The following is a 24,945-nucleotide window of genomic DNA, read 5'->3' as shown; positions in this document are numbered from 1 at the left end:
AGAGGGGGGATGCCGGTACTCCGGCATCCCCCCTGGCGCGGCGCCTCAGGCGGCCAGCGCCTCCCGCAGCTTGACGCGTGCCCCCATGCGCAAGAGCGAGTTCTCGTAGATCTTCGCGCCGACCAGGATCGCACCGATGCAGGTCGCGGCGAGGATCGCCAGCGACACCAGCGGCTCCCACCACTGCGCCTCGCCGAGGAAGAGCCGCATCGGCATCCCCACGGGCGCCGAGAACGGCACGTAGGACATGATCGTCAGCACCAGCGAGTTGTCGTTGAAGAAGATCACCAGGAAGTACGGCGCCATGACCAGCATCGTCAGCGGCGTCGTGGTCGAGCCGATGTCCTCCTGACGCGACACCATCGCCGCCGCCGCGGCGAACAGCGCCGCCAGCAGGATGAAGCCGAACAGGAAGAACACCGCGAACCAGGCGATCGGTGCGCCCAGGCCCTGCAGCAGCGCGGTCTGATCTGTCACGGTGAGTCCCACCACCGCCACAGCGGCGAGCACCAGGATCTGCCCCACCGCGAGCACGGTGTTGCCGATGACCTTTCCGGCGAGCAGCGCGCGGGTGGGGACGGCGGAGATCAGCAGCTCGACCACGCGTGTCTGCTTCTCCTCGACCACGCTCTGGGCGATCGTGCCGCCGAAGAGCGAGGCGGCGAGGAGGAACACGATGCCGAATCCGAGGGCGACGAAGTACCGGATCAGAGGGTTGGTCTCATCCGGGTTCAGCAGCTCCACCGGCGGCACCTGCGCGAGGGTCAGCATGAGGTCGGTGGGCGGGCTCGAGTCGGCCAGGATGACGAAGCCGAGCGGCGACGACGCGTCGCCGACGACCGCGGCGTCGACGTCACCGGAGGCGACGAGATCCTCGGCCTGGGCCCGATCGGTCACGTCGGTGACGTCCAGCCCGTCGACGCCGTCGACGTACTGCGTCGCGTTGCTCGTGACGGCGACAGGGGTTCCCGACGAGTTCCCGGCGGTGAAGCCGCCCCAGATCACCAGGGCCAGAGCGCCGAGGACGAGGATCGCGGTGGAGATGACGAAGGCCTTGCTGCGCAGCTTCGACCCGATCTCGCGCTCGGCGACGAGCCAGACGCTCTGCGCCGTGCTGGGTGCGGTGGGCAGGGTGGACGTGCTCACTGGATGACCTCCTTGAAGATCTGGGCGAGAGTGGGATGCTGCGGGGCGAAGCTCGCGACGTCTCCCTGGGCCACCGCGCGGCGGAGCACCCGCTGCGCGGCGTCCTCGGAGTCGACGTCGAAGACGGCGTACCCGCCGTCGAAGTCGATGACGCTCACGCCGGGCTCGTCTCGGAGCCACCCGGCGTCGCCGGCTGACACGAGCTCGTACCGGTGAGCCGAATGCTCGGCACGCAGGGCGTCGCGCGCCCCGGCGGCGCGGACGCGGCCCCCGGCGATGATGACGAGGTCGTCGCAGAGGCGCTCGACGACGTCGAGCTGGTGGGAGGAGAAGAGGACGGATGTCCCGGCCGCGGCCCGCTGCTGCAGGACGCCCGCCACGACGTCGACCGCGAGGGGGTCGAGGCCGGAGAACGGCTCGTCGAGGATGAGCACCTCGGGCTGGTGCACGAGGGCGGCGGCGATCTGCGCGCGCTGCTGGTTACCCAGCGACAGGGTCTCGACGTTGTCCTCCAGGCGCTCGCCGAGGCCGAGCTCCTCCAGCAGCGCTGTGGCGCGGGCGGTGGCGTCGGTCTTGGAGAACCCGTGGAGCCGCGCGAGGTAGACGATGTGCTCGAGCACCTTCATCTTGGGGTACAGCCCCCGCTCCTCGGGCATGTATCCGAAGCGACGGCGGTCGGCGGGGGTGACGGGCGAGCCGTCGAGGGTGACGGTGCCGGCATCCTTCCCCAGCACGCCGAGGACGATGCGCATGGTCGTGGTCTTGCCGGCGCCGTTGCCGCCGACGAAGCCCGTCAGTCGTCCGGGGCGGACGTCGAACGAGACGTCGTCGAGCACGCGACGGCGGCCGTGCGCCTTGGTGATGCCTCTCAGCTCCAGCATGGATGCTCCTTCTGTCGTGACCGGCGGGGGATGACATCGACGTTACGGACGGCGCCGCGCGGCGACATCCGTCCCCGGGTGGGTTTCCCGCCCGCCGGGTCCTCCCCCGTGCGGGGGATACTTCGACGACGAGAGAATTTTCCATACGCGGGAATAGATCTGCGAGGCTGGTGATTGCACATGCATGGAATGTCCGACGGCGGCCTCCCGCCGGGAGACGCCATCTATGGAGGAGAACTCAATGAGCAACCGCACCATCGGGTACATCGTCGGGAGCATCTCGTCGACGTCGATCAACCGGCGCCTGGCCGAGGCCCTCGCGCGCCTCGCCCCGGAGGGCACGACCCTCGTCGAGATCCCGATCAAGGACCTGCCGTTCTACTCGCCCGACTACGACGCCGACTACCCCGAGGTCGCTCGCGACTTCAAGCAGGCCCTCGCCGACGTCGACGGCGTCATCATCGTCACCCCCGAGTACAGCCGCTCCATTCCCGGCGTGCTGAAGAACGCCCTCGACTGGGCCGCGCGCCCGTGGGGTCAGAACTCCTTCGACGGCAAGCCCACCGCCGTCATCGGCACCTCGCAGGGCGGCATCGCCACCGCCGCGGGCCAGCAGCACCTGAAGGCCATCCTCAGCCACTTCAACGCCCCGTCGCTCGGACAGCCCGAGGGCTACATCCAGACGACGCCGGGTCTGTTCACCGACTCGGGTGAGATCACCAACGACGAGACCGCCGCGTTCCTCGCCGGGTACCTCGAGGCGTTCAACGCCCTCGTCGACCGCTACGCGCGCGAGCTCGTCAGCGCCTGACGGCTCCCCTCGGAGGGCCCCGGTCCGCTTCGGCGGGTCGGGGCCCTTCCATATTCCCGGGGTTTCATGCGAGCCCGTGGCGGTGGGCGTAGACCACCGCGGCGACCCGGTCGCGCGCGCCGAGCTTCTGCAGCACGTTCGACACGTGCGTCTTGACCGTCGCTTCGCCGATGAACAGGCGCTCGGCGATCTCGGCGTTGCTGAGCGCCTGCGCGACGAGGCGCAGCACCTCGGTCTCGCGGTCGGTGAGGTCGACGGTCGGTGCGGCCGGGGCGGCGCCGGGCGCCGCCGCCGTCGACCCAGGCGGGGAGATTCCTCCCTGACGAGGACGGTCCGGCGCGATGAGTCCTCCGCTGCGCGGATCGTCCTCGGGAGCAGCGGGCGGCGCCGGGTGCGACGCCGTGCCCGCACCCTCACCCCCACCCCCACCCGCGAACCGGCGGATCACCCGGCGGGTGACCTCGGGGGCGAGCAGCGCATCGCCGGCGGCCGCGACGCGCACCGCGTGGACGAGCTCCTCGGGCCCGGCGTTCTTCAGCAGGAATCCGCTCGCGCCCGCCGACAGCGCCTCGAAGAGATAGTCGTCGCGGTCGAACGTCGTCACGATCAGCACCGCGGCCTCCGACCCGGTGGCGACGAGTTCCCGGGTCGCGGTGATCCCGTCCATCCCGGGCATCTGCACGTCCATGCAGATCACGTCGGGAGAATGAGCGGATGCCGCGGCGACGGCCTCGCTGCCGTTGGCGGCCTCTGCGACCACGGCGATGTCGTCCTGTGACTCCAGGATCATCCGGAACCCGGCGCGCATCACGGCGTGATCGTCGACGAGGATCACCCGGATCACAGGGCGGACCCCTCGCCGACCGTGACGCGGTCCGCCGTGGCCGGCGCAGCGGCCTCCGGCACTGGGGACGGGCCGTCGGAGCGGACCGGCACCCGCACTCGCACCCGGAACCCGCCGCGCGGCCGGGGTCCTGCCTCGAGCTCCCCGCCCGAGGCTGCCGCGCGTTCGCGCATCCCCACGAGGCCGAGACCGGGTCGGATGACCGTCGCGACGCGGCCGGTGTTGGTGACCTCCAGCTCCACGCCGTCACGCTCGTAGCGCAGGCGCACGTCGGCGCTCGCGTCCGGTCCGGCGTGACGCCGGGCGTTCGTGAGCGCCTCCTGCGCGATGCGGTAGAGATTCACCTGCACGAGGTCCGGCACCGACCAGCGATCGCCGACCACGGTGAAGGTCGTCGGGAGGCCGTTCTCCTGGGCGTGGGCCACCAGCTCGCCGAGGTCGTCGAGCGACAGGGTCGACCCCTCCACCGATCCGCCGTCGGGCGTCCGGAGCGTCTCGAGCAGCTGACGCAGCTCATGAAGGGCCGAGCGCGCAGAGGTCTCCACCCCCGCGAGAGCGGTGCGCGCGGCATCCGGATCCTTCTCGATCACCGCGCGCGCGGCCCCCGCCTGCACGCCCATCGCCGAGACATGGTGGGCGACGACGTCGTGGAGCTCGCGTGCGATCTTGATGCGGTCCAGGGCCACGGCCTGGGCGGCGGTCACCTCCCGCTCCCGCTCGAGCTCGGCGGTGCGCAGCTCGAGCGCGCGCCGCTGCAGCGCCGACGCGTAGGCCCGGTCGCCCATGTAGTAGGCCCCGCCGAAGAAGGCCACGTTCACCAGGAACTGGATGAGCATGTAGGCGACGAACGGGGAGAAGACCCCCTCGCGCGAGAGCCCATCGTCGGTCGGTGCGGTGGCGGCCTGGAAGGTGGTGATCAGGAGCCAGAGGAACATGCCGACCGTGATGAGCGCGCGGACGATGACGGCGCGCCGGCGGTCATCGACCCAGGCGCCGACGGTGTAGAAGGCGATGAAGACGGCGATGTTGCCGACGTAGACCTCGGGAATGCGGAAGCTCATCCCGATGAAGAACGCCAGCGACACCGCGATCGCGATGATCTCGGGGAAGCGGCGGCGCAGCGCGAGGGGCAGAGTGAGGGCTGCTCCGTACAGCAGGGACCACTGGATGTCGACGGTGTCGGTGCCGTAGAAGCCGGCGACCGATCCCAGGGCTGCGCTCAGGACGGCTCCGACGAAGAGGCCGATCGCCAGACCGAGGTCGGCGCGGAAGTCGGCGCGCGTCGCCGGAGCCCGAGAGATCGTGGATGCGGGCGCGGTCATCCCTCCACGGTAGGGGCGGCGGTGACCGGCTGCATCCTCCCCTCGACGGACCTCCGGTTCTCCGCCTCGCGGGGGAGGTGCGACCGCATCCGCGATTGAGAGGGTGGTGGGTACCGAGGAGAGGAGCGCATGATGGCGAAAATCGAGAACCTCCTGTGGGGAGATCGCGACGACCCGCGGCGCGAGCTCGCAGAGCTGTTCCCCGGTGAAGGTGAGGCCGTGACGGTTCGCGCCCGCGCATGGGCGCGCGGCGTGATCGCCGAGGCCGGTGTCGCCGCCTCCGACGAACTGCGCGTCATCCGCACCCTCCGGGATGCGGAGCCTCGACTCTCGCTGAAGCCCGCCCGCTACCTGGCGGCCCAGCTGAACGTCTGAGACCTATCCGGATGCCCCGGCGGGCCACTCCGCGGGGGCGGCGGCGTGTCCGGCGCATCCGCTGCTAGCGTGCGGCGGGTGGGCGAACATCAGATCGAAGAGCAGGGGCGAGCGCAGCGCGCCGTGCCGATCGGCGTGGTCATGGTCGGCATGTCGCTGGTCGTGTGGTGGCCGGCCTTCACCCTCGGCGCCTGGGGCGACCTCTTCTTCGATCAGCTGCTGACCCTGTGGGCCGCGGCCACCGCAGCCCTGGTCTTCGTGCTGATCGAGCGCCGACCCGTCGGCTCGAAGCTCGTGCGGGCACTGCTCCTCCTCATCCCCTCGCTGTGGATCGTGCTGTCGTTCCTCTTCAACGAGAGTGAAGAGAACCTCGCCGTGTTCCTGCTCGCGCTCGCCGGCATCCTCGTCGTCGTGGTCGGACTGCCGCTGACGATGTGGGTGCTGGTGCGGATCGTCTGGCCCGACTTCGCCTCGTTCACCCGGCGGAGCACGCGGTGGACGATCCTCGGGGTCGTCGGCGGCATCGCCGTCATGTCGTTCCTGCTCGGCGTCTTCCAGTCGGAATGGCTGTACTGCGAGGAGTTCACCCTCAGCGGCAACTCCGAGCCGCCCGGCTGCACGCCGGAACCTCCCGATCTCGACGAGTGAGGGTCAGGACGGGCGGACCTCGCCGTAGAACTGTCCGTGGTAGCCGTGCAGCACCGCGTGCGGGAGCTCGGCACGCGCGATCTCGGTGAAGCTCGTCGCATCGAGCACCAGGAGGAACGACGTCTCCGCCGCGGCATCCAGCACCACCGACAGCACCACGCCGTCGTCCTCTGCTTCGCGGCCGGGGCGCCCGACGAAGACGCCCTCGCCCGGGTAGCAGCCCTCGGCGTGCCAGGTCGCCGTGGTGCGGGTGACGGTGTCGATCTTCACGAGCCGGTCGTAGAAGCCCGGCTCGTCGCCGAGGCTCACCCCGTAGACGTACCGGTGGTCGGGGCGGGTGTTCATCCGCGCGTAGTCGAGGCTCGGCAGCTCGATCGGCGTCGGCGAGAGCTCCTCGCCGGTGACCGTCTTCGCCGTGTCGCTGATCGGGAGGCGGAACCGACGGAGGGTTCCGGGAGGGATGCGGGCGTCGGGCTCTTCGAGCCGGTGGAGGTAGAACGCCTCGATCACCGAGGCGTCGTCGTAGCCGACGAGGTCGACCACGACCTCGTCGCCGTCGTCGTAGGCGTTGACGTGGTGGAAGGCGAAGAAGGCCGGCGAGGTGAGGGTCTTCACGTGCGCGCCGGTCTGCCGGTCGAAGACGTGGAACTTCGTGCCGCGCTCGGGCTTCCACCGGAAGTTCTCGATGTAGGGCTTCAGCCACAGCAGGAGCGAGACGGGGTTCACCACAAGGGGGAACTCGGCGAGCACGAGGTAGCGCTCCGACATCCCGAACGAGTGGATGTAGCCGGGTTCGCCCACCCGCCGGCGCGCGAGCGTCGTGGGGCTGGCCCCCGGGGTGGTGGTGTCGAGGTGGCGGAAGACGTACTGGCTCGAGGCGTTGAAGCGCGTGACGAGGTTGATCGCCTCGCCCCGCGCATCGTCGAGCTGCGGGTGCACCGTCGTCATCCGCCCGAAGGTCGACGTGTCCCACCCGGTCACTCCGACCGTCTTGAGCGTCACCGGGTCGAACTCGACCTGGATCGGCGTCTCGGCCAGGGCCAGGAACTTCTCCGCCACCTTGGCGATGTTGACCTTCGCGCTGTCGGTGGGTTTCGGGTCGAACACCGCCATCGCGCGGGCGAAGAGCGACCGGCACGGGTCGGTGGCGAACTCGGGGAAGGCGATGCGGCCCTCGTCGCGCGCCGCGCGGTAGGCCTCGGTCTCGAGGAACCGGTTCTGGTACGACACCCGGCCACCCGATCCTGCGTGCTGCGAGATGGTGAACCGGTGGAGCATCGCCAGGCCGTCGAACCAGTGCCGGTAGCGCCGCTCACCCACCTGGAACGACCCGGGACCGTTGCGCAGCAGCGACCCCTCCAACCAGTCGGGAAGGATGCCGCGGACCGGCACGTCGTCGATCTCGACCTCGGGGCTCTCGCCGAACCCGGCGGCGAAGCCCTGCGATGTGGTGCCCGCGCTCACGAGGGCACCTCGTCGGCGATGCGGGTCGCGTCGGCGTCGCCGGCGCGTCGCGCGGCAGCGGGGAACTCCTCGCCGATGAGGCCCGCGGCGATCTTGCCGGAGGCGAGCACCGCCGGAACGCCGGCGCCGGGGTGGGTGCCGGCACCGACGAGGTACAGACCCCGCACGGCGCGAGAGCGGTTGTGCGGGCGGAACCAGCCCGACTGGAAGAGCGTCGGCTGCAGCGAGAAGGCCGCGCCGCGCGGCGTCTGCAGGACGTCGCGGAAGTGCTCGGGCCCGATCGCGTGCTCGGCGATGATGTGGTCGGACAGGCCCGGGAGGAACCGGTCGTCGAGGGTGTCGAGCACGAGGCGCCGCACCCGGGCGGCCTCGTCGGCGGCGGCTTCGGGCGACCGTTCCCCGTGGGCGGGGAGGGCCGGCGAGGCGACCAGTACATACAGCGCCTCGCATCCCGGCGGCGCGACCGACGCGTCGGTGCGGGTCGGCACGTGCACGTAGAGGAACAGGTCGTCGGCCTCCAGGTGCGCACCGCCCTCGAGGTCCCGGGCCTTCGGTCGGAAGACCCGCTGCATGACCGCGCGCGCGTCACCGCCGAGGAGCAGGTTGTGGTGGTGGAGCGGGGTGTCGGGCCAGGTGCGGTCGGCGCCGAAGTAGAGCACGTGCAGCGACATGCTCGGCGTGCTCCGTCGCATCCGCATCCGTGACGGCGCCGCCTGCGGCGCACCGGCGAGCAGGCGTTCGTACGTGGCGCCGGGGTCGGCGCCCGAGATGACGACGTCGGCGTCGAGCTCGGAGCCGTCGACCAGGCGCACCCCGGTGACGCGTCCGCCGGTGTGGAGGATGCGGTCGACCTCGGCGCCGCAGCGGATCGTGCCGCCCAGGCGCTGGACGAGCGCGCCGATCGCCTCGACGAGAGCGCTCGTGCCGCCGATGGCGTAGTGCACGCCCCAGCGGCGTTCGAACTCGACGATGAGGGCGTACAGCGACGGGGTGCGGGCCGGGTCGCCGCCGATGAGGAGGGGGTGGAAGGCCAGGGCTCGCCGGAGGAACGGGTCGCGCACGGTGGTGTTCACCAGGTGCTGCATGCCGCGCGCGGCCCCGTGGCGCAGCAGGTAGGGGAGCATCCGCAGCATGACGTGCAGCTGCATCATCGAACGCTCGGTGTAGGGGTAGAAGGCGTCGAAGATGCCGCTGATCTTCCGCTGCAGCCGGTCGAAGCCGGTGACGTCGGCGGGGCTTCGCCGGGCCACTTCCTCGCGGAAGTCGTCGAGCGAGGCGCGGAAGTCGAAGCGCCCGCCCGCGGCGTCGAACGCGCGGTAGAAGGGGTCGAGGGGGACGAATTCGACGTGGTCGGACAGCTTCTCTCCGGCGAGGGCGAACAGCTCCTCGAACATGAACGGGGCGGTCAGCACCGTGGGTCCGCCGTCGAAGCGGAACCCGTTGATGTCGTACCGGTACGCGCGCCCGCCGATGAGATCGCGCTTTTCGAGGATGGTGACCTCGTGTCCGGCGGCGGCAAGTCGGGCGGCGGCGGCGAGCCCCCCGAATCCGGCGCCCACGACGACGACGCGCGCGCCCCCGGCGGTCACCGGCGTCCGCTCGGTGCAGAGTGCACCACGATGAGCGAGGTCGCGGCCGCAGCCACGCCTCTTCCCCGCCCGCGGGAGGTCCCTCGGGTTCCTGACACGCTCCCCATTGCGCTCCCCTTTCGAGGATGTGGGGCTTAGCATACGGCTCCCCTGCGAGGGGGAGGGTCGCGAGGGTCGAGGCTTCGGGGTTCAGCCGAAGATCATGGGGCGATCGTCGTCGTCCTCCACCGACGGTTTCAGGTCGAGGTCGATCACGACGGGGACGTGGTCGCTCGGCAGTTCGCCCTTGCGCTCGTTGCGGTGGATCTGCGCCCCGGTGACCTTCTCGGCCAGGCCCGCCGACCCGAGGATGAAGTCGATGCGCATCCCCTCGTTGCGGGGGAACTTCAGCCGCTTGTAGTCCCAGTAGGTGTAGCCGGTGGGCACGAGCGGGCGCACCACGTCGGTGAGCCCCGCAGACTGCAGTGCAGCGAACGCTTGGCGCTCGGGCGGTGAGACGTGGGTGGAGAAACCGGGCACCACCGCCGGGTCGCCGTTGTCGGCGTCGGTGGGGGCGATGTTGAAGTCACCGACGAGGGCCAGCGGCAGGTCGGGCTCGGCGGCGAGGGCATCTCGGGCGTACTGCTCGAGGGCGGCGAGCCAGTGCAGCTTGTAGTCGTAGTGCGGGTCGCCGAGTGCGCGACCGTTCGGCACGTACAGACTCCACACCTCGACCCCGTCGATGCGCGCGCCCAGCGCCCGCGCCTCCTGCGGCGCATCCGGTCCCTCATGCCCCTTCGCGAACCCCGGCATGCCCGGGAAGGCGGTGCGGATGCCGTCGATCGGCGCCCTGCTCGCGATCGCCACCCCGTTCCACTGCGAGAATCCGTGCGCCTGCACCTCGTAGCCGGCCTCTTCGAACCGCTCGTAGGGGAACTGCTCGGCCTTGCACTTGATCTCCTGCATCGCCAGCACGTCGATGCTCTCGCGGACGGCGAAGTCGACGATGCGGTCGACGCGGGCGCGGATCGAGTTGACGTTCCAGGTGGCCAGGCGCATTCCTCCAGCGTAGAACGGCGCCGGATCTAGACTCGTCGTCGTGACCGTCGCCTCCACTCCCGAGCTCGAAGCCGACCGCCAGGCCCTCATCGCCCTCATCACCGACGAGGCGGTGTTCCACGGCGACTTCACGCTCTCCAGCGGCAAGAAGGCGTCGTACTACGTCGACATGCGCCGGCTCACCCTCGACCATCGGGCGGCGCCCGCGATCGGGCGGATCATGCTCGACCTCATCCGGGATGTCGACGGCGTCGTCGCCGTCGGAGGGCTGACGCTCGGCGCCGACCCGATCGCCAACGCCGTGCTGCACGAGTCGGTGCGGGCGGGGCGTCCGCTCGACGCGTTCGTGGTGCGCAAGGAGCCCAAGGACCACGGCCGGGGCCGGCAGATCGAGGGTGCGGATGTCGCCGGCAAGCGCGTCGTCGTGGTGGAGGACACCTCCACCACCGGGCAGTCGGCGCTGAAGGCCGTCGAGGCGCTGCGGCGCGAGGGGGCGGAGCCGGTGGCGGTCGCGGTGATCGTCGACCGCAGGACCGGGGCGCAGGATGCCGTCGAGGCGGCCGGCCTGCAGTGGCTCGCCGCGATCGACCTCGACGACCTGGGTCTCGCGCCGCAGTAGCCGCTCGGCGGGGCGTTACTCGTCGTCGCGCGGGCCGCGGCCGCGGCCGCGGCGGGAGCGCACCAGCTGCCACAGCAGCACCACGAGCGTGCCGGCGACGATGATCGCGCTGCTGAGCAGCAGCAGCGTCTGCTCGGTCTCGGAGATCATGGGCGCTTCCCTTCCGCCGCGTCGGCGACGATCTTCGCGATGCGCGCCGCGCGGGTCTCTTCTTTTCGGGCGGTGTCGACGAACCCGATGCCGTACTTGCGGGCCGAGGGCGGGAAGCCGTCCCAGTTCGCGCGAGCGACGGCATCGGCGTCGAGGGCCGCGGCGAGATCGTCGGGTTCGCGCAGCGCCTCGGCGTTGTCCAGCACGCTCCAGGACCCGTTGGCCTTGGCGACCTCGATCGCGCGGATGCCCGCTTCCTCGAGAAGCCCCTCCGCCTCGAGGCGCGCGACCCGCGCCTTGTTCGTCGCCGCCCACCCGCTCGTGGGCCGCCGCGGCGCGAACCAGAGTCCGCTCGTCTGCTCGTCGAACACCCGCACCGGGCCGTCGACCCACCCGAAGCAGAGCGCCTGGACGATCGCGTCCTCGTAGCCGACGAGCTCGAGGCCCGACCCGGGTCTGGGGCGAACCAGCCAGGCCCCCGTCGACACCCGGTGGTTCTCCGCGAGCCACGCCCGCCAGGCGGCAGCGTCGCGGGCCGTCACCTTCTCGCCGTCGTCGAGGGCACCCATGTCGACCGCCTCGGGGCTCACACCCCCTCGGGCATCTCCGATTCCAGGGGCTCGGGCGCGAGCAGGTCGGCGACGGAGTCGACGACCTCGTCGGGCCGGAACGGGTACCGCTCGATCTCGGTCTGGTCGCTGATGCCGGTGAGCACGAGGACGGTGTGCAGGCCCGCCTCGATGCCGGCCACCACGTCGGTGTCCATGCGGTCGCCGATCATGCCCGTGGTCTCCGAGTGCGCCCCGATGCGGTTCAGAGCCGACCGGAACATCATCGGATTGGGCTTGCCGACGACGTAGGGTTCCTTGCCGGTCGCGCGGGTGATGAGCGCCGCGAACGACCCGGTGGCGGGGACCACTCCGTGGGGGGTCGGGCCCGTGGCATCCGGATTGGTGATGATGAAGCGTGCACCGTCGTTGATGAAGCGGATCGCCCGTGTGATCGCCTCGAAACTGTACTGCCGCGTCTCGCCGACGACGACGTAGTCGGGCTGGGTCTCGGTCATGACGAATCCGGCCTCGTGCAGGGCGGTCGTCAGGCCCGACTCGCCGATGACGAACGCCGTGCCGCCGGGGAGCTGCGAGCGGAGGAAGTCGGCAGTCGCGAGGGCGGAGGTCCAGATCCGCTCCTCGGGGACGTCCAGGCCCGATCGGGCCAGCCGGGCACTCAGGTCACGCGGCGTGAAGATCGGGTTGTTCGTCAGGACGAGGAACGGCGTCGCCTGATCGCGCCACTGCGCGAGCAGCTCCGCGGCGCCGGGGATCGGACGGTTCTCGTGGACGAGGACCCCGTCCATGTCGGTGAGCCAGCATTCGATATCGGCGCGGGTCCGCATGATGCCAGCGTAGCGGGGGAGTCGAGGATGCCAGGGGGCGAGCGCGGGGTCTACTGTCGGAGGGGTGACCGCGCCCGAGTGGGACCCCGAAGCGCTGCCGGATCTGACCGGCCGCACCTACCTGGTCACGGGTGCGACGCGGGGACTGGGGTACTTCGCCTCGGAGCAGCTGGTGCGCGCGGGCGCACGGGTCGTCATGACCGGACGGAACCCGAACCGCCTCGTCTCGGCGCGAGCGGCGGTGGAACGGCGTGTGCCCGAGGCGGCGACGGTCGGACCCACCGAGACCCTGCTGCTGGACACCAGCAACCTCGGCTCGGTGCGCGCGGCCGCAGCGACGGCCCGCGCGCGGTGGAACATCGACGGTCTGCTGCTGAACGCCGGCGTCGTCCATCCGCCCCGCACCCGCGAGACCACCTACGGCGGGAACGAGGTCGTCTTCGCCACGAACGTGCTCGGCCACTTCGCCCTGGCGGGGGCGCTCCTGACGTCGCTGTCGGCGGTGGCGGGACGGATGGTGTGGGTCGGCAGCGTCGCGGCGACGATCTCGCCCTACGATCCCGTCGACCCGCAGCTGGTCGAGGGCTACACGCCCTGGCGGGCGTATGCGCAGTCGAAGGTCGCGTGCACGTCGCTCGGGCTCGAGGCCGAGCGGCGGCTGCGGGAGGCGGGAGTGCCGGTGTCGAGCGTCGTCGCCCACCCCGGCTACAGCATCAGCGGACGCACCCCCGGCATCCACGGGGTGAACGAGCCGTCGCGCTGGGCGCGCTTCGTCGACAACCTGCAGGGGCCGGTCACGCAGTCCAAGGAGCAGGGTGCCTGGCCGCTCGTGCGCGCGCTCGCCGACCCGACGGTGAGCGGCGGGGAGTTCTGGGGGCCGCGCTTCCTGCTTCGTGGCCGGCCCGCGAAGCAGCGCCCGTCGAAGGTCACCCGCGACCCCGAGGTCGCCGAGCGGCTGTGGCGCTTCTGCGAGGAGACCTCGGGCATCCACTGGCCCTGAGCGCGTCGCCGCCGCCCCGCGGCCCGCGCGCCGCGCCGAGGTCAGGCGCGCAGCCAGACCGCCGTCGCCGCACCCTCCGGCAGGGTGAGCGGCGCGCCGCCGTCGACCGAGACCCGCCCCCCGAGGCGCACCTCGATGTCGTGCCCCACGGCGACCCCGACGACTTCCAGGGCGCGGAGCAGATCGGGGTCGCGGTCGCTGACGCGCAGCACGCGCCCCTGATGCCCGGCGGGCGCCACCGAGAGCAGCACGAAGGGCTCGCGGTCGACGCGCCCGTCGGCATCGGGGATCGCATCGCCGTGCGGATCGAACCGCGGGTGGCCCAGTCGCTCGTCGATGCGGGCGAGCAGTCGGTCGCTGACGGTGTGCTCGAGCACTTCGGCTTCGTCGTGCACCTCGTCCCAGCTGTACCCGAACTCCTGCACCAGCCAGGTCTCGATGAGGCGGTGCCGACGGATGATCGCGGCGGCGCGACGCTCACCGCTCTCGGTGAGCGTCACGGGCCCATAGGGGCGATGGGTCACGAGCCCCTGCGCGGCGAGCTTCTTCACCATCTCGGTCACGCTCGAGGGGGCGAGGCCGAGGACCGCCGCGAGCTGGGACGGCGTCATCCGGGCGTCCTGCCACTCGGTGTGGTGGTAGATCGTCTTGAGGTAGTCGTCGACGGCGGGGGAGGCCACCGCCTCAGGCTACCGAGGTCGGAGGATCCGGCCGAGGGATAGCCTGTTCCGGTGGATGCCGCCTCGAACGAGTCCGAGCCTGCGGAATCAGCCCTCCCGCACGGCGTCGGCCCCTGGCCCGGTGGTCCCGACGCGTGGCCCGACGACCCGCGGTACGACCCCGACCTGTTGGCCGCCGGCGATACCCGCAATGTCGTCGACGCCTACCGGTACTGGCGGATGGATGCGATCGTCGCCGACCTCGACCGGCGACGCCACGGCTTCCACGTGGCGATCGAGAATTGGCAGCACGACATGAACATCGGGTCGATCGTGCGAAGCGCGAACGCCTTCCTCGCCGCCGAGGTGCACATCGTGGGGCGGCGGCGGTGGAACCGGCGCGGAGCGATGGTCACCGACCGCTACCAGCACGTGCGTCATCACGAGGATGTCGCGGCGTTCGCCGCCTGGGCGACGGGCGAGGGCCTTCCCGTCATCGCGATCGACAACGTCGAGGGGTCGGTGCCGCTCGATCGTGCCGACCTCCCCGAGCGATGCGTTCTGCTGTTCGGGCAGGAGGGCCCGGGCTTGTCGCCCGAGGCGCTCACCGCAGCCTCAGCGGTGGTGGAGATCACCCAGTACGGTTCGACGCGATCCATCAACGCCTCTGCGGCGGGTGCCGTCGTCATGTACGAGTGGTGTCGCCGCTGGGCGTGACCGGTGCCCTCTGGTGAGCGGTCCCCTGGCGAGTGCCGACCACCACCGCCATGCTGGAGCGGTGGCGGTGGTGCGGTCTCTGGCGCGGTACCCGATCATCGCGGCGACGCTCGTCGTCCTCGCCGTGGTGGCGGTCATCGCGTCGGCCGGCGGGGAGCAGCGGGCGCGCTGGATCGCCAGCGCGTACGTCGGGCTGTTCATCGTGTGGACCCTGGTCCGCATGGTGCGCGACGTGCTGCGCGGGCACATCGGCCTGGATGTGCTGGCGGTCGTGGCGATGGTCGCCACTCTCGCTGTCGGGGAGTACCTGGCGTCCCTCATCATCGTGCTGATGCTCTCGGGCGGTGAGGCGCTCGAAGACTTCGCCGCGCGACGCGCGACGCGCGACCTCACCGCTCTCCTCGACCGGTCGCCGCGCACCGCGCACGTCGTGGTGCGTCAGCCCGGGCTCTCGACGGCGGAGGACGGCGATTCGCCCCCTGCGGAGGCGGAGCGGATCACGGACGTTCCCGTCGACGAGGTCGCCGTCGGCGACATCCTTCTCGTCCGTCCCTCCGAGATCGTGCCCGTCGACGGCGAACTGCAGAGCGAAACCGGCACCTTCGACGAGTCCTCCCTCACCGGCGAGAGCATGCCGGTGGTACACGGCCGGGGGGACGAGGTGTTCTCCGGGGCGATCAACGGCGCGGAGGCCGTGCGCATCCGTGCGCGGCGCCCGAGCTCCCAGAGCCAGTACCAGCAGATCGTCTCGCTCGTGAGACAGGCGCAGGCCTCCCGGGCGCCGGTCGTGCGGCTCGCCGATCGCTTCGCGATCCCGTTCACCGCCGTGTCGCTCGTGCTCGCCGGCGCTGCGTGGACGATCTCGGGAGACCCGGCCCGCTTCGCCGAGGTGCTGGTGCTGGCCACCCCCTGCCCTCTCCTCATCGCGGCGCCCGTGGCCTTCCTCGGCGGGCTCTCCCGCGCGGCGAAGGCGGGCGTCATCGTCAAGGGCGGCGGCGTCATCGAGCGGCTCGCGCGGGCACGGTCGGCGTGCTTCGACAAGACCGGCACGCTCACCGCGGGACGACCCGACCTCGTCGACGTGCGACCGGCCGACGGGTTCGATCGTCGCGAGCTGCTGACTCTCGCCGCGACGGCCGAGCAGTACTCCACGCACGTGCTGGCAGACGGGGTGCGCCGCCTCGCGGCTGTGGAGGGCATCACCCTCCGCCCCGCCGAGGCGGCGACGGAGGTGGCCACCAACGGCGTGACGGCGCTCATCGACGGCGCACCGGTGGCCGTGGGCAAGCCCGCGTTCATCGCCTCGCGCGCGCCCGCCTTCGTCCGCACGCATCTGGTCTCTGGGCAGGCCGCCGCCTACGTCGCGGTGGGCGACCGCTTCGCCGGCGCCCTCGTGCTCGCCGACGCCGTGCGGCCCGAGTCGGCGGCCGTGGTGGACTGGCTGCGCGGCAACGGCGTCGAACGGGTCGCGATGCTCACCGGAGATGCCGAGACCACCGCCACCGCCATCGCGTCGCAGGTGGGGATCACCGAGGTGCACGCCGAGCTCCTCCCGCCCGAGAAGGTCCACCTCGCCGCCGCCATGCAGCCGAGGCCCACGATGATGGTCGGCGACGGCGTCAACGATGCGCCGGTGCTCGCCGCCTCCGACATCGGTGTGGCGATGGGCGCGCGCGGGGCGACGGCCGCCGGTGACGCCGCCGACGTCGTGGTGGTCGTCGACTCCCTGGCGAAGGTCGCCGAGGCTGTGGCGATCAGCCGCCACACCCTGCGAGTGGCACTCACGGCGATCTGGATCGGGATCACCCTCAGCATCGGCCTCATGATCGTGGCGATGACCGGCGTCATTCCCGCCGTCGCGGGCGCTCTCATCCAGGAGGGCGTCGATCTCGCGACGATCCTCTACGCCCTGCGCGCGCTGCGCGGGCCGGTGCCGGTGATCGGCGCGACGCCGGACGTCACGCTCCCGCGGTCAGCCACGCCCGACCGCGCACCCGGCGCCCCAGCGTGACCAGGCGCGCGAGCATGTAGACCCCGAAGAACGCCGTCGCCAGCCACGCCAGTCCTGCGGCGCCGGCCGGAGCGAAGATCGCCACGAGAACCAGCGCGGGCACGAACGGCACGAGGTTCAGCACCCCGACGATCGCGAGATACCTCCCGTCGCCGGCTCCGATCAGCACCCCGTCGAGCACGAACACCACGCCGCACACCGGCTGGGTCACCGCGAGCACGAGCAGGGCCGGCTGCACGAGCGCGGCGAGCGCCGGGTCGCCGGTGAACACCAGGCCGATGACGCCGGATGCCGCGGCGATGCCCGCGCCGACGATGACCCCGAACCACGCTCCCCACGCCACCGTGCGGCCGAGCACGCGGCGCACGTACGGCTCGTCGCCGGCGCCGAGGCCCTTGCCGATGAGGGCCTGTGCGGCGATCGCGAGGGCGTCCAGCGCGAAAGCGGCCGTGGAGAAGATCGTGAAGGCCACCTGCCAGCCGGCGAGCTCGTCCGTACCGAGACCGGTCGCGACCGCGACGGTCGCCAGCAGCGCCGCGCGCAGCGACACCGTCCGCAGGAACATCCATCCGCCCTGGAGGGCCGAGCCGCGCACGCCCTCGCGCTGTGGACGGACGGATGCCGCGTGCCGACGCGCGAGCCGGCCGATGACCACCACATAGGCGGCCACCATGCCCCATTGGGCGACGACCGTGCCGACAGCCGACCCCGCGATGCCCCAGCCGAAGACGTAGATGAAGATCCAGTTCAGCAGCGCGTTCGCGCCGAACCCGAGCCCGGCGATCCACAGTGGCGTCACCGTGTTCTGCATGCCCCGGAGGAGGCCCGTTGCGGCGAAGACGATGAGCATCGCCGGCAGTCCCCACATCGAGATGCCGAGGTAGATCTGCGCGTCGGCGGCGACCTCGGGGCCGGCTCCGAAGAGGCCGACGAGCAACGGGGTGGCGAGATACCCCGCGAGGGCGAGGATCGCGCCGATGCCGAGGGCCAGCCACATGCCGTCGATGCCGACCGACACCGCGCGCGCGGGGTCGCCCGCCCCGAACCGCCGGGCGACGGCGGGGGTCGTGGAGTAGGCCAGGAACACCATCAGGCCGACGATCGTCTGCAGCACCGCCGCGCCGATGCCGAGCGCCGCGAGCGGGACGATCCCGAGGTGCCCGACGAAGGCCGAGTCGAGGATGAGGAACAGAGGCTCGGCGATCAGGGCGCCGAGCGCGGGGACGGCGAGGCTCAGGATGTCGCGGTTCAGCGTCATCCGTCCGGTCTTCTGCTCGCTCTCGCCCACCCCACCGAGCGTAGAACCCGTCGGCGACACCGCCTCGGACGCCGCCCGCAGAAGCGCCGCCTATCCTGGAACCCATGACCGATGCCCTCCACTCCGGCCTCGCGCTCGACGAACTCAGCGACGAGATCCGCCCGCAGGACGACCTGTTCCGTCACGTCAACGGCTCGTGGCTCGACCGCACCGAGATCCCCGACGACAAGGCGCGGTGGGGGTCGTTCCACCTCATCGCCGAGCAGGCCGAGAAGGACGTCCGCGCGATCATCGAGGAGTCGCAGGGCGCCGAGCCCGGCACCGAGACCCGCAAGATCGGCGACCTCTACGCCAGCTTCATGGACACCGGTCGCATCGCGGACCTCGGCGCCGCGCCGCTGGCGGCGCAGCTGGCGCGCATCGACGAGGTCGCGAGCATCCCCGACTTCCTGCGGCTCGTCGGCGCCTTCGAGCGCGAGGGTGCGGGCTCGCTCATGGTGCTCTACGTCGAGCCCGACCCGGGCAACCCGCAGCGGTACGTGCCGTTCTTCGTGCAGGGCGGACTGAGCCTCCCCGACGAGAGCTACTACCGCCTGGAGAACTTCGCCGACACCCGCACGGCGTTCCGGGCGCACGTGGAGAAGATGCTCGAGCTGGCCGGGGTCGCCGACGCCGCGGCATCCGCTGATCGCATCTTCTCCCTCGAGACCGAGCTGGCGACCCACCACTGGGACAACGTCAAGAGCCGCGACGCCGTCGCGACCTACAACCTCCGCACCTGGGAGCAGGTGAAGAGCCTCGCCGGGGCCGACCTCCAGCCGTGGCTGGAGGGCCTTGCTCCCGGGTACGAGGACGCGTTCAGCGAGGTCGTCGTCTACCAGCCGAGCTTCATCGAGGGGCTCGGCGGGCTGCTGCGCGACGACCGGCTGGAGGACTGGAAGGCGTGGCTGCGCTTCCAGGTCGTCCACGCGCTCGCGCCGTTCCTGTCGGATGACTTCGTCGAGGCGAACTTCGCCTTCTACGGCACCCAGCTCACCGGCGTCCCCGTCAACCGCGAGCGCTGGAAGCGCGGGGTGGGCCTCACCGAGGCGGCCATGGGCGAGGCGATCGGCAAGGTCTACGTCGAGCGGCACTTCCCCCCGGCGGCGAAGGATGCGATGGATGAACTCGTCGCGAACCTCATCGAGGCGTACCGGCAGAGCATCTCCGAGCTCGAGTGGATGACCCCCGAGACCCGTGAGCGGGCGCTTGCGAAGCTCGAGGCCTTCACGCCGAAGATCGGCTACCCCGTGATGTGGAAGGACTACTCCGCGCTCGAGATCGACGAGGCCGATCTGGTGGGCAACGTGCGTCGCTCCCACATCTGGGAGCACGATCGCCAGCTGGCGAAGGTAGGCGGACCGATCGACCGCGACGAGTGGTACATGACGCCGCAGACGGTCAACGCGTACTACAACCCGCTGATGAACGAGATCGTGTTCCCCGCGGCGATCCTGCAGTACCCGTTCTTCGACGAGACGCGCGACGCGGCCGCCAACTACGGCGGCATCGGCGCGGTGATCGGTCATGAGATCGGTCACGGCTTCGACGACCAGGGGAGCCGCTTCGACGGCGACGGGTCGCTGCGCGACTGGTGGACGGATGCCGACCGCGCGGCCTTCGAGGAGCGCACCGCGGTGCTCATCGAGCAGTACAGCGCTCTCGTGCCGCAGGGTCTCGCGGCGGAGAACACGGTCAACGGCGCGCTCACGATCGGTGAGAACATCGGCGACCTCGGCGGTCTCGGCATCGCGATCAAGGCGTATCGCCTGTCGCTCGGTGCCGACATCGAGGGCGCCCCGGTGGAGGGCCCCGAGATCGACGGGTTCACCGGCATCCAGCGGCTGCTGCTGTCGTGGGCGCAGATCTGGCAGCAGAAGGGGCGCGACGCCGAGACGATCCGCCTGCTGACGATCGACCCGCATTCGCCGAACGAGTTCCGCTGCAATCAGATCGTCCGTAACATCGATGCGTTCTACGACGCGTTCGGTGTCACCGAGTCCGATGCCCTCTGGCTCGAGAAGGACAAGCGCGTCACCATCTGGTGATCCGGCCGGTCTGGTGGCGAAGGCCGACTTCGCGTAGACACTTGACCGAACCGTCTGGCAGGAGGGACAGTCGCGTGGCGATGCCCATCGAACCGCCCTCGCAGGGGTCTTCCGGACCGGGCTCCCGTCGGGAGGCCGACCCGCTGCGCGGACCCCGCCGCGGGCGCGCGCGCACCTCGCGTCGCGGCGGGGGCGGAGCGCGCACGTTCACCTCGACCCTGCGCGCCCTCGACGCCGTCGCGGCGTCGGGCGCGCAGGTGTCGGTGCGCATCACCGATCTCGATCGGGGAACCACGGTGCTCGCCGGTGACGACCATGTCACCCAGCCGGTCGCGGGCCTCGGCGTCGTGCCGCTGCTGATCGAGGTGGCTGCCCAGTTCGAGGGCGGAACCCTCGACCCGCTCGAGCTGTGCGATCGCGCCCGCCTCGCGGGCATCGAGGGTGCGGGGCTCTGGCAGCACCTGAAGGTGCCGACCCTTCCGCTCGTCGACATGGCGGTACTCGCCGCTGCCGCGGGCGATGGCCTCGCCGCGAACGGGCTGCTCGAGCGGGTGGGTCTGCCCGCCGTGCGGGCACGGATCGACACCCTCGGTCTCACACGCACGGCGCTCCTCGACCGGTTCCGCGACCACCGTGGGCCCGACGACGCCCCCCATTTCGCCTTGAGCTCCGCCCGCGATCTCGCGGAGGTCTTCGCGGCCCTGGCGAACAGTCAGGCGGTGTCGCCGGCGGTCAGCGCGCAGGTGGCGGAGTGGCTGACTCTCAACCATGATCTTTCCCTCGTCGCGTCGGCCACGGGGCTCGACCCGTTCGCGCACGAGAGCGATGACCACGGACTGCTCTTCTTCAACAAGACAGGCCGAGACCGTGGCATCCGTGTCGAGGCCGGGGTGATCGCCGGTCCCCGCGCCGGAGTCGCCTACGCCCTCATCGTCTGCTTCGACGACCTGTCGGTCATGCATCGGAGCCGCGCGCACGAGGCGTTCCGCGCGCTCGGGGTAGAGCTCATGGAGTACGCGTACTGAGCGAGGTTCGGCGCCCGGCGGTTCTCTCGGCTGCGTGTCTCGATAGGTGCGGCCGCGGCGCTCGGAGCCCGCGCCTTCTGCGACATCCCCGGCGAGCATGTCGCAGAAGGAGCGGGATGCTGCGGGCCTACGTCGCATCGTGTGGGACACGCGCGGCGGCGGGGGCGGCGGTGCGGCCAGCGCTCACTGGCTCGGGGCGGGCTCCGGCGACGAGCGCCACGCGAGTGCGCTGAGGTCTGAGAGCGGGCGTGTCTCGACCGCGTGGCTGCCGCGCTCGGAGCACGCGCCCTTTGCGACATCCCCGGCGAGCATGTCCCAGATGTTGCGCCTTCGGGACTCGGAGTGCGCGCCTTCTGCGACATCCCTGGCGAGCATGTCGCAGGAGGAGCGGGATGCTGCGGGCCTGGGTCGCATCGTGTGGGACATGCTCGGGCGGGGATGGCAAGGGACGGCGGCGAGGACCGGACGGCGGCGCTCAGCGCTCTCGGGCGGGAGCTCCGGCGAGGAGCGCCTCGACCTCGTCGGCGAGCTCGGACACCGGTCGGCGCCCGTCGAGTTCGAGCGTCGCCGATCGGCGGAGAAGCGGCTCGACCTCGATCGTGTAGCGGCGGATGTCATCCTGCTGTTCCGGGGTCTTCCCGTACGGGTTGTCGGTGCGCCGCCGGACGCGCTCGAGCAGGACCTCGATCGGTGCGCTCAGCAGGACGATATGGGCGAACCGGTCTCGGAACAGCCCCTGGTTCTCGGCCGTGCCCGAGACGACGACGTGCTCTCGCGTGGCGAGCAGTCGCGCCATCCGCTCCTCGTCCCAGGGTCCACCGTCGCCGTCGGTCCAGCCGTCATGGTCTGTGTCGACGGTGAGGTGGCCGCGGCGCGCGAGCTCGGCGAGGAGGGTCGACTTCCCGGCGCCCGACATGCCGGTGATGAGGATGCGGGGCACGAGCCGTTCCTCAGTTGTCGTCGCCCGACTTCTCGGGCAGGTACGGCTCGATCGCCGCAGCGAGCTTCGCGGGCGTCATCGACTGCAGCCAGGCGTGGCCAGGCCCGTGCAGCTGAGCGAGGAAGAGCGAGTCGCCGAAGAACTTGTTCTTGATGCCCTTGATGCTGGCGAACTCGAGCGGCATCTCGGCCCGGTAGAGCGCCAGGTGGCCCGGGTGGATGAGGAGCGACTGCCCGGCCTGCAGGTCGTACTCGACGATCTCGCCGGCGAGCTGCACCCAGGCGGTGCCGTTGCCCGCGAGCTTCTGGAACACCACGCCGGCGCCGCCGAAGATGCCGGCGCCGAGCTTCTTCTGCAGCCCCACCGACACCTCGACGGCAGGAGTGCTCGCCATGTAGGCGCCCGACTGCACCATGAACTGGTCCTGTGGGTCGATCGCGATCTCGCGGATCGTGCCCGGCAGCTGCGCGGCGAACGCGACGAAGCTCCCCGGTGCCTGCGCTGTGTACTGGGTGAGGAAGAGCTGCCCGCCGCCGACCATGCGCTTCAGGCCGCTCATGAAGCCGCCCTTGCCGCCTGAGCCGAACGCAGTGGAGGTCTGGATGTCGAAGCCCGGTGTCAGCCACGAGACGTCGCCGCCTTCGGCGATGATCCGCTCGCCCGGGTCGAGGGTGAGCTCGAGAACCGGCATGGTCGTCCCTGCGATGGTGGCCTTCATGGCCACACCATAGCGAGGCGTCCGGTCGGGCGATACCCGCCGGTAGGGGCGTGCGACCTGCCAGGATGTCGGCATGGCCCTCGCCGCGTCATCCGATCTGTCCTCCTCTCCGGGGGAGGCCGCGATCGGTGGCGGTCGGCCGCTTCGCAAGGTGTCGCCCGCGCGGCAGGTGCTGACTCTCTTCGGCGACTACTGGTGGCGCAACGACGATCCCCTCCCGTCGGCGGCGCTCGTCGGTGCGATGGGCGATCTCGGGATGAAGGAGCCCGCTGCGCGCGCGACACTCGCGCGGCTCGTGCGGTTGGAGCTCCTCGAGCAACGTCGGGAGGGTCGCCGAACCACCCACGGGCTCACCTCGCGGGGACGGGCGATCATCGAAGACGAGGCGCGGTGGCTCGAGAGTTTCGGGGTCGCGCCGGTAGTGTGGGACGGTGCGTGGAGCGTGGTGACGTTCTCGATCCCGGAGTCGCAGCGGGCCCTCCGCCACACGGCACGCTCGCGGCTGAAGTTCCTGGGGTTCGGTCCGCTCTACGACGGCGTGTGGATCTCCCCCTCGGATGTCGCGGCGCTCGCCCGAGCGGAGCTGCTCGACCTCGGGGTTCCGGATGTCACCACGATGCGTGCACAGCTGGATGTCGCGGGGCCGGGCGGACCGCAGCGCGCGTGGGATCTCGCCGGCGTCGGTGAGCGCTATGAGGTGTTCCGTCGCGAGCTGGTCGCGTCGACGGCGGAACTCACGGGGGCGGCGGCCCTGGCGGAGCGGACGGGGCTGATGATCCAGTGGCAGGCGTTCCGGGGCGTGGATGCGGGGCTTCCGGCGGCGCTGCTGCCCGCCGATTGGCCCCGCGAAGACGTCCGCGCCCGATTCGGAAGGCGCTTCGACGACCTCGGCCCGGCTGCCGAGGATCGGATGCGGTGGCACGTGTCTCGCGTGGATGAGCCGCTCGCGCGCGGGGTGCTCGAGCGGCGGCTGGCTCGTTCGTAGATAGTTTCGTCTGTACGCGGTATTCTCTTCAGTCAATGTCGGAACCCCCTACGATGATGTGGGTAGGTCATCGAGACGGGGTTTTCAGTGGACGCGGACGAGAAGCGGCGGCGGGCGGAAGACAAGCGCGCCGGGGTGTTCGCGGACGAACTGGCCAAGTTGCAGCGAGCAGAGGCGAAGCTTGCGGCGAAGAGGACCCGGCTGCTGGCGGATGCGTACGCGTTGACGCTGGAGCAGCGGTCGCGGATCGGGTCGGTGTCGTCGCGGGAGCGGGACATGCCGCTGCGGTCGATGGCACTCGAGCTCGGGATGGCGGTGCGGGTGAACGACCGGGCGATGCAGACGCAGATGCACGACGCGCATGAACTCATCGAGTTGTTCCCGCAGACGATGGAAGCCCTCGTGGAGGGGCGGGTGACGCGGGCGCATGCGCAGGTGATCCAGGACGCGGGACGGGTCATCGAGGACCCGGTGGACAGGGCGTCGTTCGAGCGGATCGTGCTGGTGGAGGCGGAGCGGCAGACGGTGCCGCGGACGAAGAAGTACGCCCGGCAGCGCGCGGAGGTGTTGGACCCGCGCCCGTTGCAGGAACGGCACGACACCGCGATACGGCAGCGGCGGGTGTGGGTCACGGACCTGGACGACACCCTGTCGGCGTTGACGATCGTGGGTGGGAACGTCTACATCCACGGCGCCTACCACCGCCTCACCGGGCAGGGGACGACGGTCAAGGACGTCGACCGCGCGAAGCGGCGCGCCTACGCCGCCGGGCAGGCTGAGGCGAAGAAGACGGGCGGGAACGGTAACGGCAACGGCAACGGCAACGGCGACGGCGAGAGCAACGGCAACGACAACGGCAACGGCAACGGCAAGAGCAACAGCAGCGCCGATGCCACGCAAGACGCCGAAGCCATGCACGACGCCGAGCCGTGGTTCGATGACCGGTCGTTGGATGAGATCCGCTGCGACCTGGCCCTGGACATGCTCCTCGCCGGGACCCCGGTGATCGACCCCACCGACCCGACCACCACCGGCGGCGGGCTCGGCGCAATCAAGGCGGAGGTGCAGATCACCATCCCCATCACCACCCTCACCGGGGTGACGAACTCGGGTGCGGAGCTGAACGGGGTCACCCCCGTCGACCCCGACACCGCAAGGCGGATGGCCTGAACCGTCCTGGGTTCCGTGGAGGCTTTTCTGTCACGCGGCCAGGGGCTCCTGGGCGTGTGCTTGATGGTATTCGGTCTCGTACTCGATAGGTG

At 71.0% G+C, this 24,945-nt stretch carries 25 protein-coding genes; 11 read left to right on the top strand and 14 right to left on the bottom strand.

The features are described from left to right. Positions 1–45: 45 nt before the first annotated feature. Positions 46–1,146 carry an ABC transporter permease gene (locus HDC37_RS13675; protein ID WP_179560964.1) on the bottom strand — a complete coding sequence of 367 codons (1,101 nt, stop codon included), beginning with the start codon at positions 1,144–1,146 and terminating at the stop codon, positions 46–48. Next, the gene (locus HDC37_RS13670) at positions 1,143–2,027 is read right to left on the bottom strand and encodes an ABC transporter ATP-binding protein (RefSeq protein WP_179560963.1); all 885 of its coding nucleotides are present in this window, start codon (positions 2,025–2,027) and stop codon (positions 1,143–1,145) included. Before HDC37_RS13670 ends, HDC37_RS13675 begins: the two co-directional genes overlap by 4 nt. A gap of 241 nt (positions 2,028–2,268) precedes the next feature. Here HDC37_RS13670 and HDC37_RS13665 point away from each other — a divergent pair, with 241 nt between their 5' ends. Continuing rightward, positions 2,269–2,838, top strand: a complete 570-nt coding sequence (locus tag HDC37_RS13665) for an NADPH-dependent FMN reductase (protein WP_179560962.1) — start codon at positions 2,269–2,271, stop codon at positions 2,836–2,838. Between the two features lie 64 nt (positions 2,839–2,902). Here the strand turns inward: HDC37_RS13665 and HDC37_RS13660 are convergent, their stop codons facing one another. Both HDC37_RS13660 and HDC37_RS13655 read right to left on the bottom strand, forming a co-directional pair. Then, complete coding sequence (locus HDC37_RS13660) at positions 2,903–3,646, bottom strand: response regulator transcription factor (RefSeq protein ID WP_218869856.1); 744 nt, start codon at positions 3,644–3,646, stop codon at positions 2,903–2,905. A 32-nt stretch (positions 3,647–3,678) separates the two neighbouring features. Beyond that, the gene (locus HDC37_RS13655) at positions 3,679–5,004 is read right to left on the bottom strand and encodes a sensor histidine kinase (protein ID WP_179560960.1); all 1,326 of its coding nucleotides are present in this window, start codon (positions 5,002–5,004) and stop codon (positions 3,679–3,681) included. Positions 5,005–5,136: 132 nt separating this feature from the next. On the opposite strand from HDC37_RS13655, the gene HDC37_RS13650 reads away from it, so the two are divergent. Both HDC37_RS13650 and HDC37_RS13645 read left to right on the top strand, forming a co-directional pair. Further along, a complete protein-coding gene (locus tag HDC37_RS13650) occupies positions 5,137–5,379 on the top strand; it encodes a hypothetical protein (protein WP_179560959.1) in 243 nt (80 codons plus the stop codon). A gap of 78 nt (positions 5,380–5,457) precedes the next feature. Then, positions 5,458–6,027, top strand: coding sequence for a hypothetical protein (locus HDC37_RS13645; protein ID WP_308472220.1), 570 nt, complete (start codon positions 5,458–5,460; stop codon positions 6,025–6,027). Between the two features lie 3 nt (positions 6,028–6,030). On the opposite strand, the gene HDC37_RS13640 is transcribed toward HDC37_RS13645, so the two are convergent. Genes HDC37_RS13640 through HDC37_RS13630 form a run of 3 tightly spaced genes read right to left on the bottom strand, consistent with a single transcriptional unit; the run spans position 6,031 to position 10,118 of the window. Continuing rightward, positions 6,031–7,491, bottom strand: coding sequence for a carotenoid oxygenase family protein (locus tag HDC37_RS13640; protein ID WP_218869834.1), 1,461 nt, complete (start codon positions 7,489–7,491; stop codon positions 6,031–6,033). Next, positions 7,488–9,221 (bottom strand): phytoene desaturase family protein, encoded by a 1,734-nt coding sequence (gene crtI, locus HDC37_RS13635; protein WP_257021525.1) that lies wholly within the window; start codon positions 9,219–9,221, stop codon positions 7,488–7,490. The genes HDC37_RS13640 and crtI overlap by 4 nt, the downstream gene beginning before the upstream one ends. A 48-nt stretch (positions 9,222–9,269) precedes the next feature. Beyond that, a complete protein-coding gene (locus HDC37_RS13630) occupies positions 9,270–10,118 on the bottom strand; it encodes an exodeoxyribonuclease III (RefSeq protein ID WP_179560957.1) in 849 nt (282 codons plus the stop codon). 40 nt (positions 10,119–10,158) lie between these two features. On the opposite strand from HDC37_RS13630, the gene pyrE reads away from it, so the two are divergent. Further along, positions 10,159–10,737 (top strand): orotate phosphoribosyltransferase, encoded by a 579-nt coding sequence (gene pyrE, locus HDC37_RS13625; RefSeq protein ID WP_179560956.1) that lies wholly within the window; start codon positions 10,159–10,161, stop codon positions 10,735–10,737. A 15-nt stretch (positions 10,738–10,752) separates the two neighbouring features. Here the strand turns inward: pyrE and HDC37_RS17290 are convergent, their stop codons facing one another. From HDC37_RS17290 to HDC37_RS13615, 3 genes are read right to left on the bottom strand one after another with little or no spacing between them, the layout of a single operon-like run. Further along, on the bottom strand, positions 10,753–10,887 hold the full coding sequence (locus HDC37_RS17290; protein ID WP_257021524.1) for a hypothetical protein: 135 nt from the start codon (positions 10,885–10,887) through the stop codon (positions 10,753–10,755). Beyond that, positions 10,884–11,456, bottom strand: a complete 573-nt coding sequence (locus HDC37_RS13620) for a YdeI family protein (protein WP_179561296.1) — start codon at positions 11,454–11,456, stop codon at positions 10,884–10,886. The genes HDC37_RS17290 and HDC37_RS13620 overlap by 4 nt, the downstream gene beginning before the upstream one ends. A gap of 17 nt (positions 11,457–11,473) precedes the next feature. Next, positions 11,474–12,283: an HAD-IIA family hydrolase gene (locus HDC37_RS13615; RefSeq protein ID WP_179560955.1), complete on the bottom strand. Its 810-nt coding sequence runs from the start codon at positions 12,281–12,283 to the stop codon at positions 11,474–11,476. Between the two features lie 64 nt (positions 12,284–12,347). Here HDC37_RS13615 and HDC37_RS13610 point away from each other — a divergent pair, with 64 nt between their 5' ends. Beyond that, on the top strand, positions 12,348–13,283 hold the full coding sequence (locus HDC37_RS13610; protein ID WP_179560954.1) for an SDR family NAD(P)-dependent oxidoreductase: 936 nt from the start codon (positions 12,348–12,350) through the stop codon (positions 13,281–13,283). 41 nt (positions 13,284–13,324) lie between these two features. Here HDC37_RS13610 and HDC37_RS13605 read toward each other — a convergent pair whose 3' ends face one another. Further along, positions 13,325–13,963: a metal-dependent transcriptional regulator gene (locus tag HDC37_RS13605; protein ID WP_179560953.1), complete on the bottom strand. Its 639-nt coding sequence runs from the start codon at positions 13,961–13,963 to the stop codon at positions 13,325–13,327. 51 nt (positions 13,964–14,014) lie between these two features. On the opposite strand from HDC37_RS13605, the gene HDC37_RS13600 reads away from it, so the two are divergent. Further along, on the top strand, positions 14,015–14,659 hold the full coding sequence (locus HDC37_RS13600) for an RNA methyltransferase (protein ID WP_179560952.1): 645 nt from the start codon (positions 14,015–14,017) through the stop codon (positions 14,657–14,659). Positions 14,660–14,720: 61 nt separating this feature from the next. Continuing rightward, the gene (locus HDC37_RS13595) at positions 14,721–16,670 is read left to right on the top strand and encodes a heavy metal translocating P-type ATPase (RefSeq protein WP_179561295.1); all 1,950 of its coding nucleotides are present in this window, start codon (positions 14,721–14,723) and stop codon (positions 16,668–16,670) included. On the opposite strand, the gene HDC37_RS13590 is transcribed toward HDC37_RS13595, so the two are convergent. Then, complete coding sequence (locus HDC37_RS13590) at positions 16,618–17,928, bottom strand: MATE family efflux transporter (RefSeq protein WP_179561294.1); 1,311 nt, start codon at positions 17,926–17,928, stop codon at positions 16,618–16,620. The genes HDC37_RS13595 and HDC37_RS13590 overlap by 53 nt on opposite strands. A 104-nt stretch (positions 17,929–18,032) precedes the next feature. Here HDC37_RS13590 and HDC37_RS13585 point away from each other — a divergent pair, with 104 nt between their 5' ends. Further along, a complete protein-coding gene (locus HDC37_RS13585; RefSeq protein WP_179560951.1) occupies positions 18,033–20,015 on the top strand; it encodes a M13 family metallopeptidase in 1,983 nt (660 codons plus the stop codon). An 80-nt stretch (positions 20,016–20,095) separates the two neighbouring features. Beyond that, positions 20,096–21,040, top strand: a complete 945-nt coding sequence (locus tag HDC37_RS13580; protein ID WP_179561293.1) for a serine hydrolase — start codon at positions 20,096–20,098, stop codon at positions 21,038–21,040. 475 nt (positions 21,041–21,515) lie between these two features. Here the strand turns inward: HDC37_RS13580 and HDC37_RS13575 are convergent, their stop codons facing one another. Together HDC37_RS13575 and HDC37_RS13570 are read right to left on the bottom strand one after the other, a co-directional pair. Then, entirely contained in the window at positions 21,516–21,980 is a 465-nt protein-coding gene (locus HDC37_RS13575) for a shikimate kinase (protein ID WP_179560950.1), read from the bottom strand. Between the two features lie 10 nt (positions 21,981–21,990). Further along, a complete protein-coding gene (locus HDC37_RS13570) occupies positions 21,991–22,698 on the bottom strand; it encodes an AIM24 family protein (protein WP_179560949.1) in 708 nt (235 codons plus the stop codon). 73 nt (positions 22,699–22,771) lie between these two features. On the opposite strand from HDC37_RS13570, the gene HDC37_RS13565 reads away from it, so the two are divergent. Then, on the top strand, positions 22,772–23,683 hold the full coding sequence (locus HDC37_RS13565) for a PaaX family transcriptional regulator C-terminal domain-containing protein (RefSeq protein WP_179560948.1): 912 nt from the start codon (positions 22,772–22,774) through the stop codon (positions 23,681–23,683). Between the two features lie 87 nt (positions 23,684–23,770). Next, the gene (locus HDC37_RS13560) at positions 23,771–24,853 is read left to right on the top strand and encodes a DUF222 domain-containing protein (protein WP_179560947.1); all 1,083 of its coding nucleotides are present in this window, start codon (positions 23,771–23,773) and stop codon (positions 24,851–24,853) included. Positions 24,854–24,945 lie beyond the last annotated feature (92 nt).

It is taken from the genome of Microbacterium sp. AK009 (assembly GCF_013410955.1).
In the GTDB taxonomy this organism is placed as follows: domain Bacteria; phylum Actinomycetota; class Actinomycetes; order Actinomycetales; family Microbacteriaceae; genus Microbacterium.
Note: the sequence above shows the minus strand (reverse complement) of the source record. Positions and strands in the feature narration are given on the sequence as shown.

What these genes read in the sequence shown, in the direction of transcription:
- HDC37_RS13660 (WP_218869856.1), bottom strand. Translation starts at nt 3,646, where the DNA reads ATGCGCGCCGGGTTCCGGATGATCCTGGAGTCACAGGACGACATCGCC.
- HDC37_RS13570 (WP_179560949.1), bottom strand. Translation starts at nt 22,698, where the DNA reads ATGAAGGCCACCATCGCAGGGACGACCATGCCGGTTCTCGAGCTCACC.
- HDC37_RS13670 (WP_179560963.1), bottom strand. Translation starts at nt 2,027, where the DNA reads ATGCTGGAGCTGAGAGGCATCACCAAGGCGCACGGCCGCCGTCGCGTG.
- HDC37_RS13650 (WP_179560959.1), top strand. Translation starts at nt 5,137, where the DNA reads ATGGCGAAAATCGAGAACCTCCTGTGGGGAGATCGCGACGACCCGCGG.
- HDC37_RS13565 (WP_179560948.1), top strand. Translation starts at nt 22,772, where the DNA reads ATGGCCCTCGCCGCGTCATCCGATCTGTCCTCCTCTCCGGGGGAGGCC.
- HDC37_RS13620 (WP_179561296.1), bottom strand. Translation starts at nt 11,456, where the DNA reads ATGGGTGCCCTCGACGACGGCGAGAAGGTGACGGCCCGCGACGCTGCC.
- HDC37_RS13630 (WP_179560957.1), bottom strand. Translation starts at nt 10,118, where the DNA reads ATGCGCCTGGCCACCTGGAACGTCAACTCGATCCGCGCCCGCGTCGAC.
- HDC37_RS13615 (WP_179560955.1), bottom strand. Translation starts at nt 12,283, where the DNA reads ATGCGGACCCGCGCCGATATCGAATGCTGGCTCACCGACATGGACGGG.
- HDC37_RS13590 (WP_179561294.1), bottom strand. Translation starts at nt 17,928, where the DNA reads ATGACGCTGAACCGCGACATCCTGAGCCTCGCCGTCCCCGCGCTCGGC.
- HDC37_RS13655 (WP_179560960.1), bottom strand. Translation starts at nt 5,004, where the DNA reads ATGACCGCGCCCGCATCCACGATCTCTCGGGCTCCGGCGACGCGCGCC.
- crtI (WP_257021525.1), bottom strand. Translation starts at nt 9,221, where the DNA reads ATGCTAAGCCCCACATCCTCGAAAGGGGAGCGCAATGGGGAGCGTGTC.
- HDC37_RS17290 (WP_257021524.1), bottom strand. Translation starts at nt 10,887, where the DNA reads ATGATCTCCGAGACCGAGCAGACGCTGCTGCTGCTCAGCAGCGCGATC.
- HDC37_RS13665 (WP_179560962.1), top strand. Translation starts at nt 2,269, where the DNA reads ATGAGCAACCGCACCATCGGGTACATCGTCGGGAGCATCTCGTCGACG.
- HDC37_RS13585 (WP_179560951.1), top strand. Translation starts at nt 18,033, where the DNA reads ATGACCGATGCCCTCCACTCCGGCCTCGCGCTCGACGAACTCAGCGAC.
- HDC37_RS13580 (WP_179561293.1), top strand. Translation starts at nt 20,096, where the DNA reads ATGCCCATCGAACCGCCCTCGCAGGGGTCTTCCGGACCGGGCTCCCGT.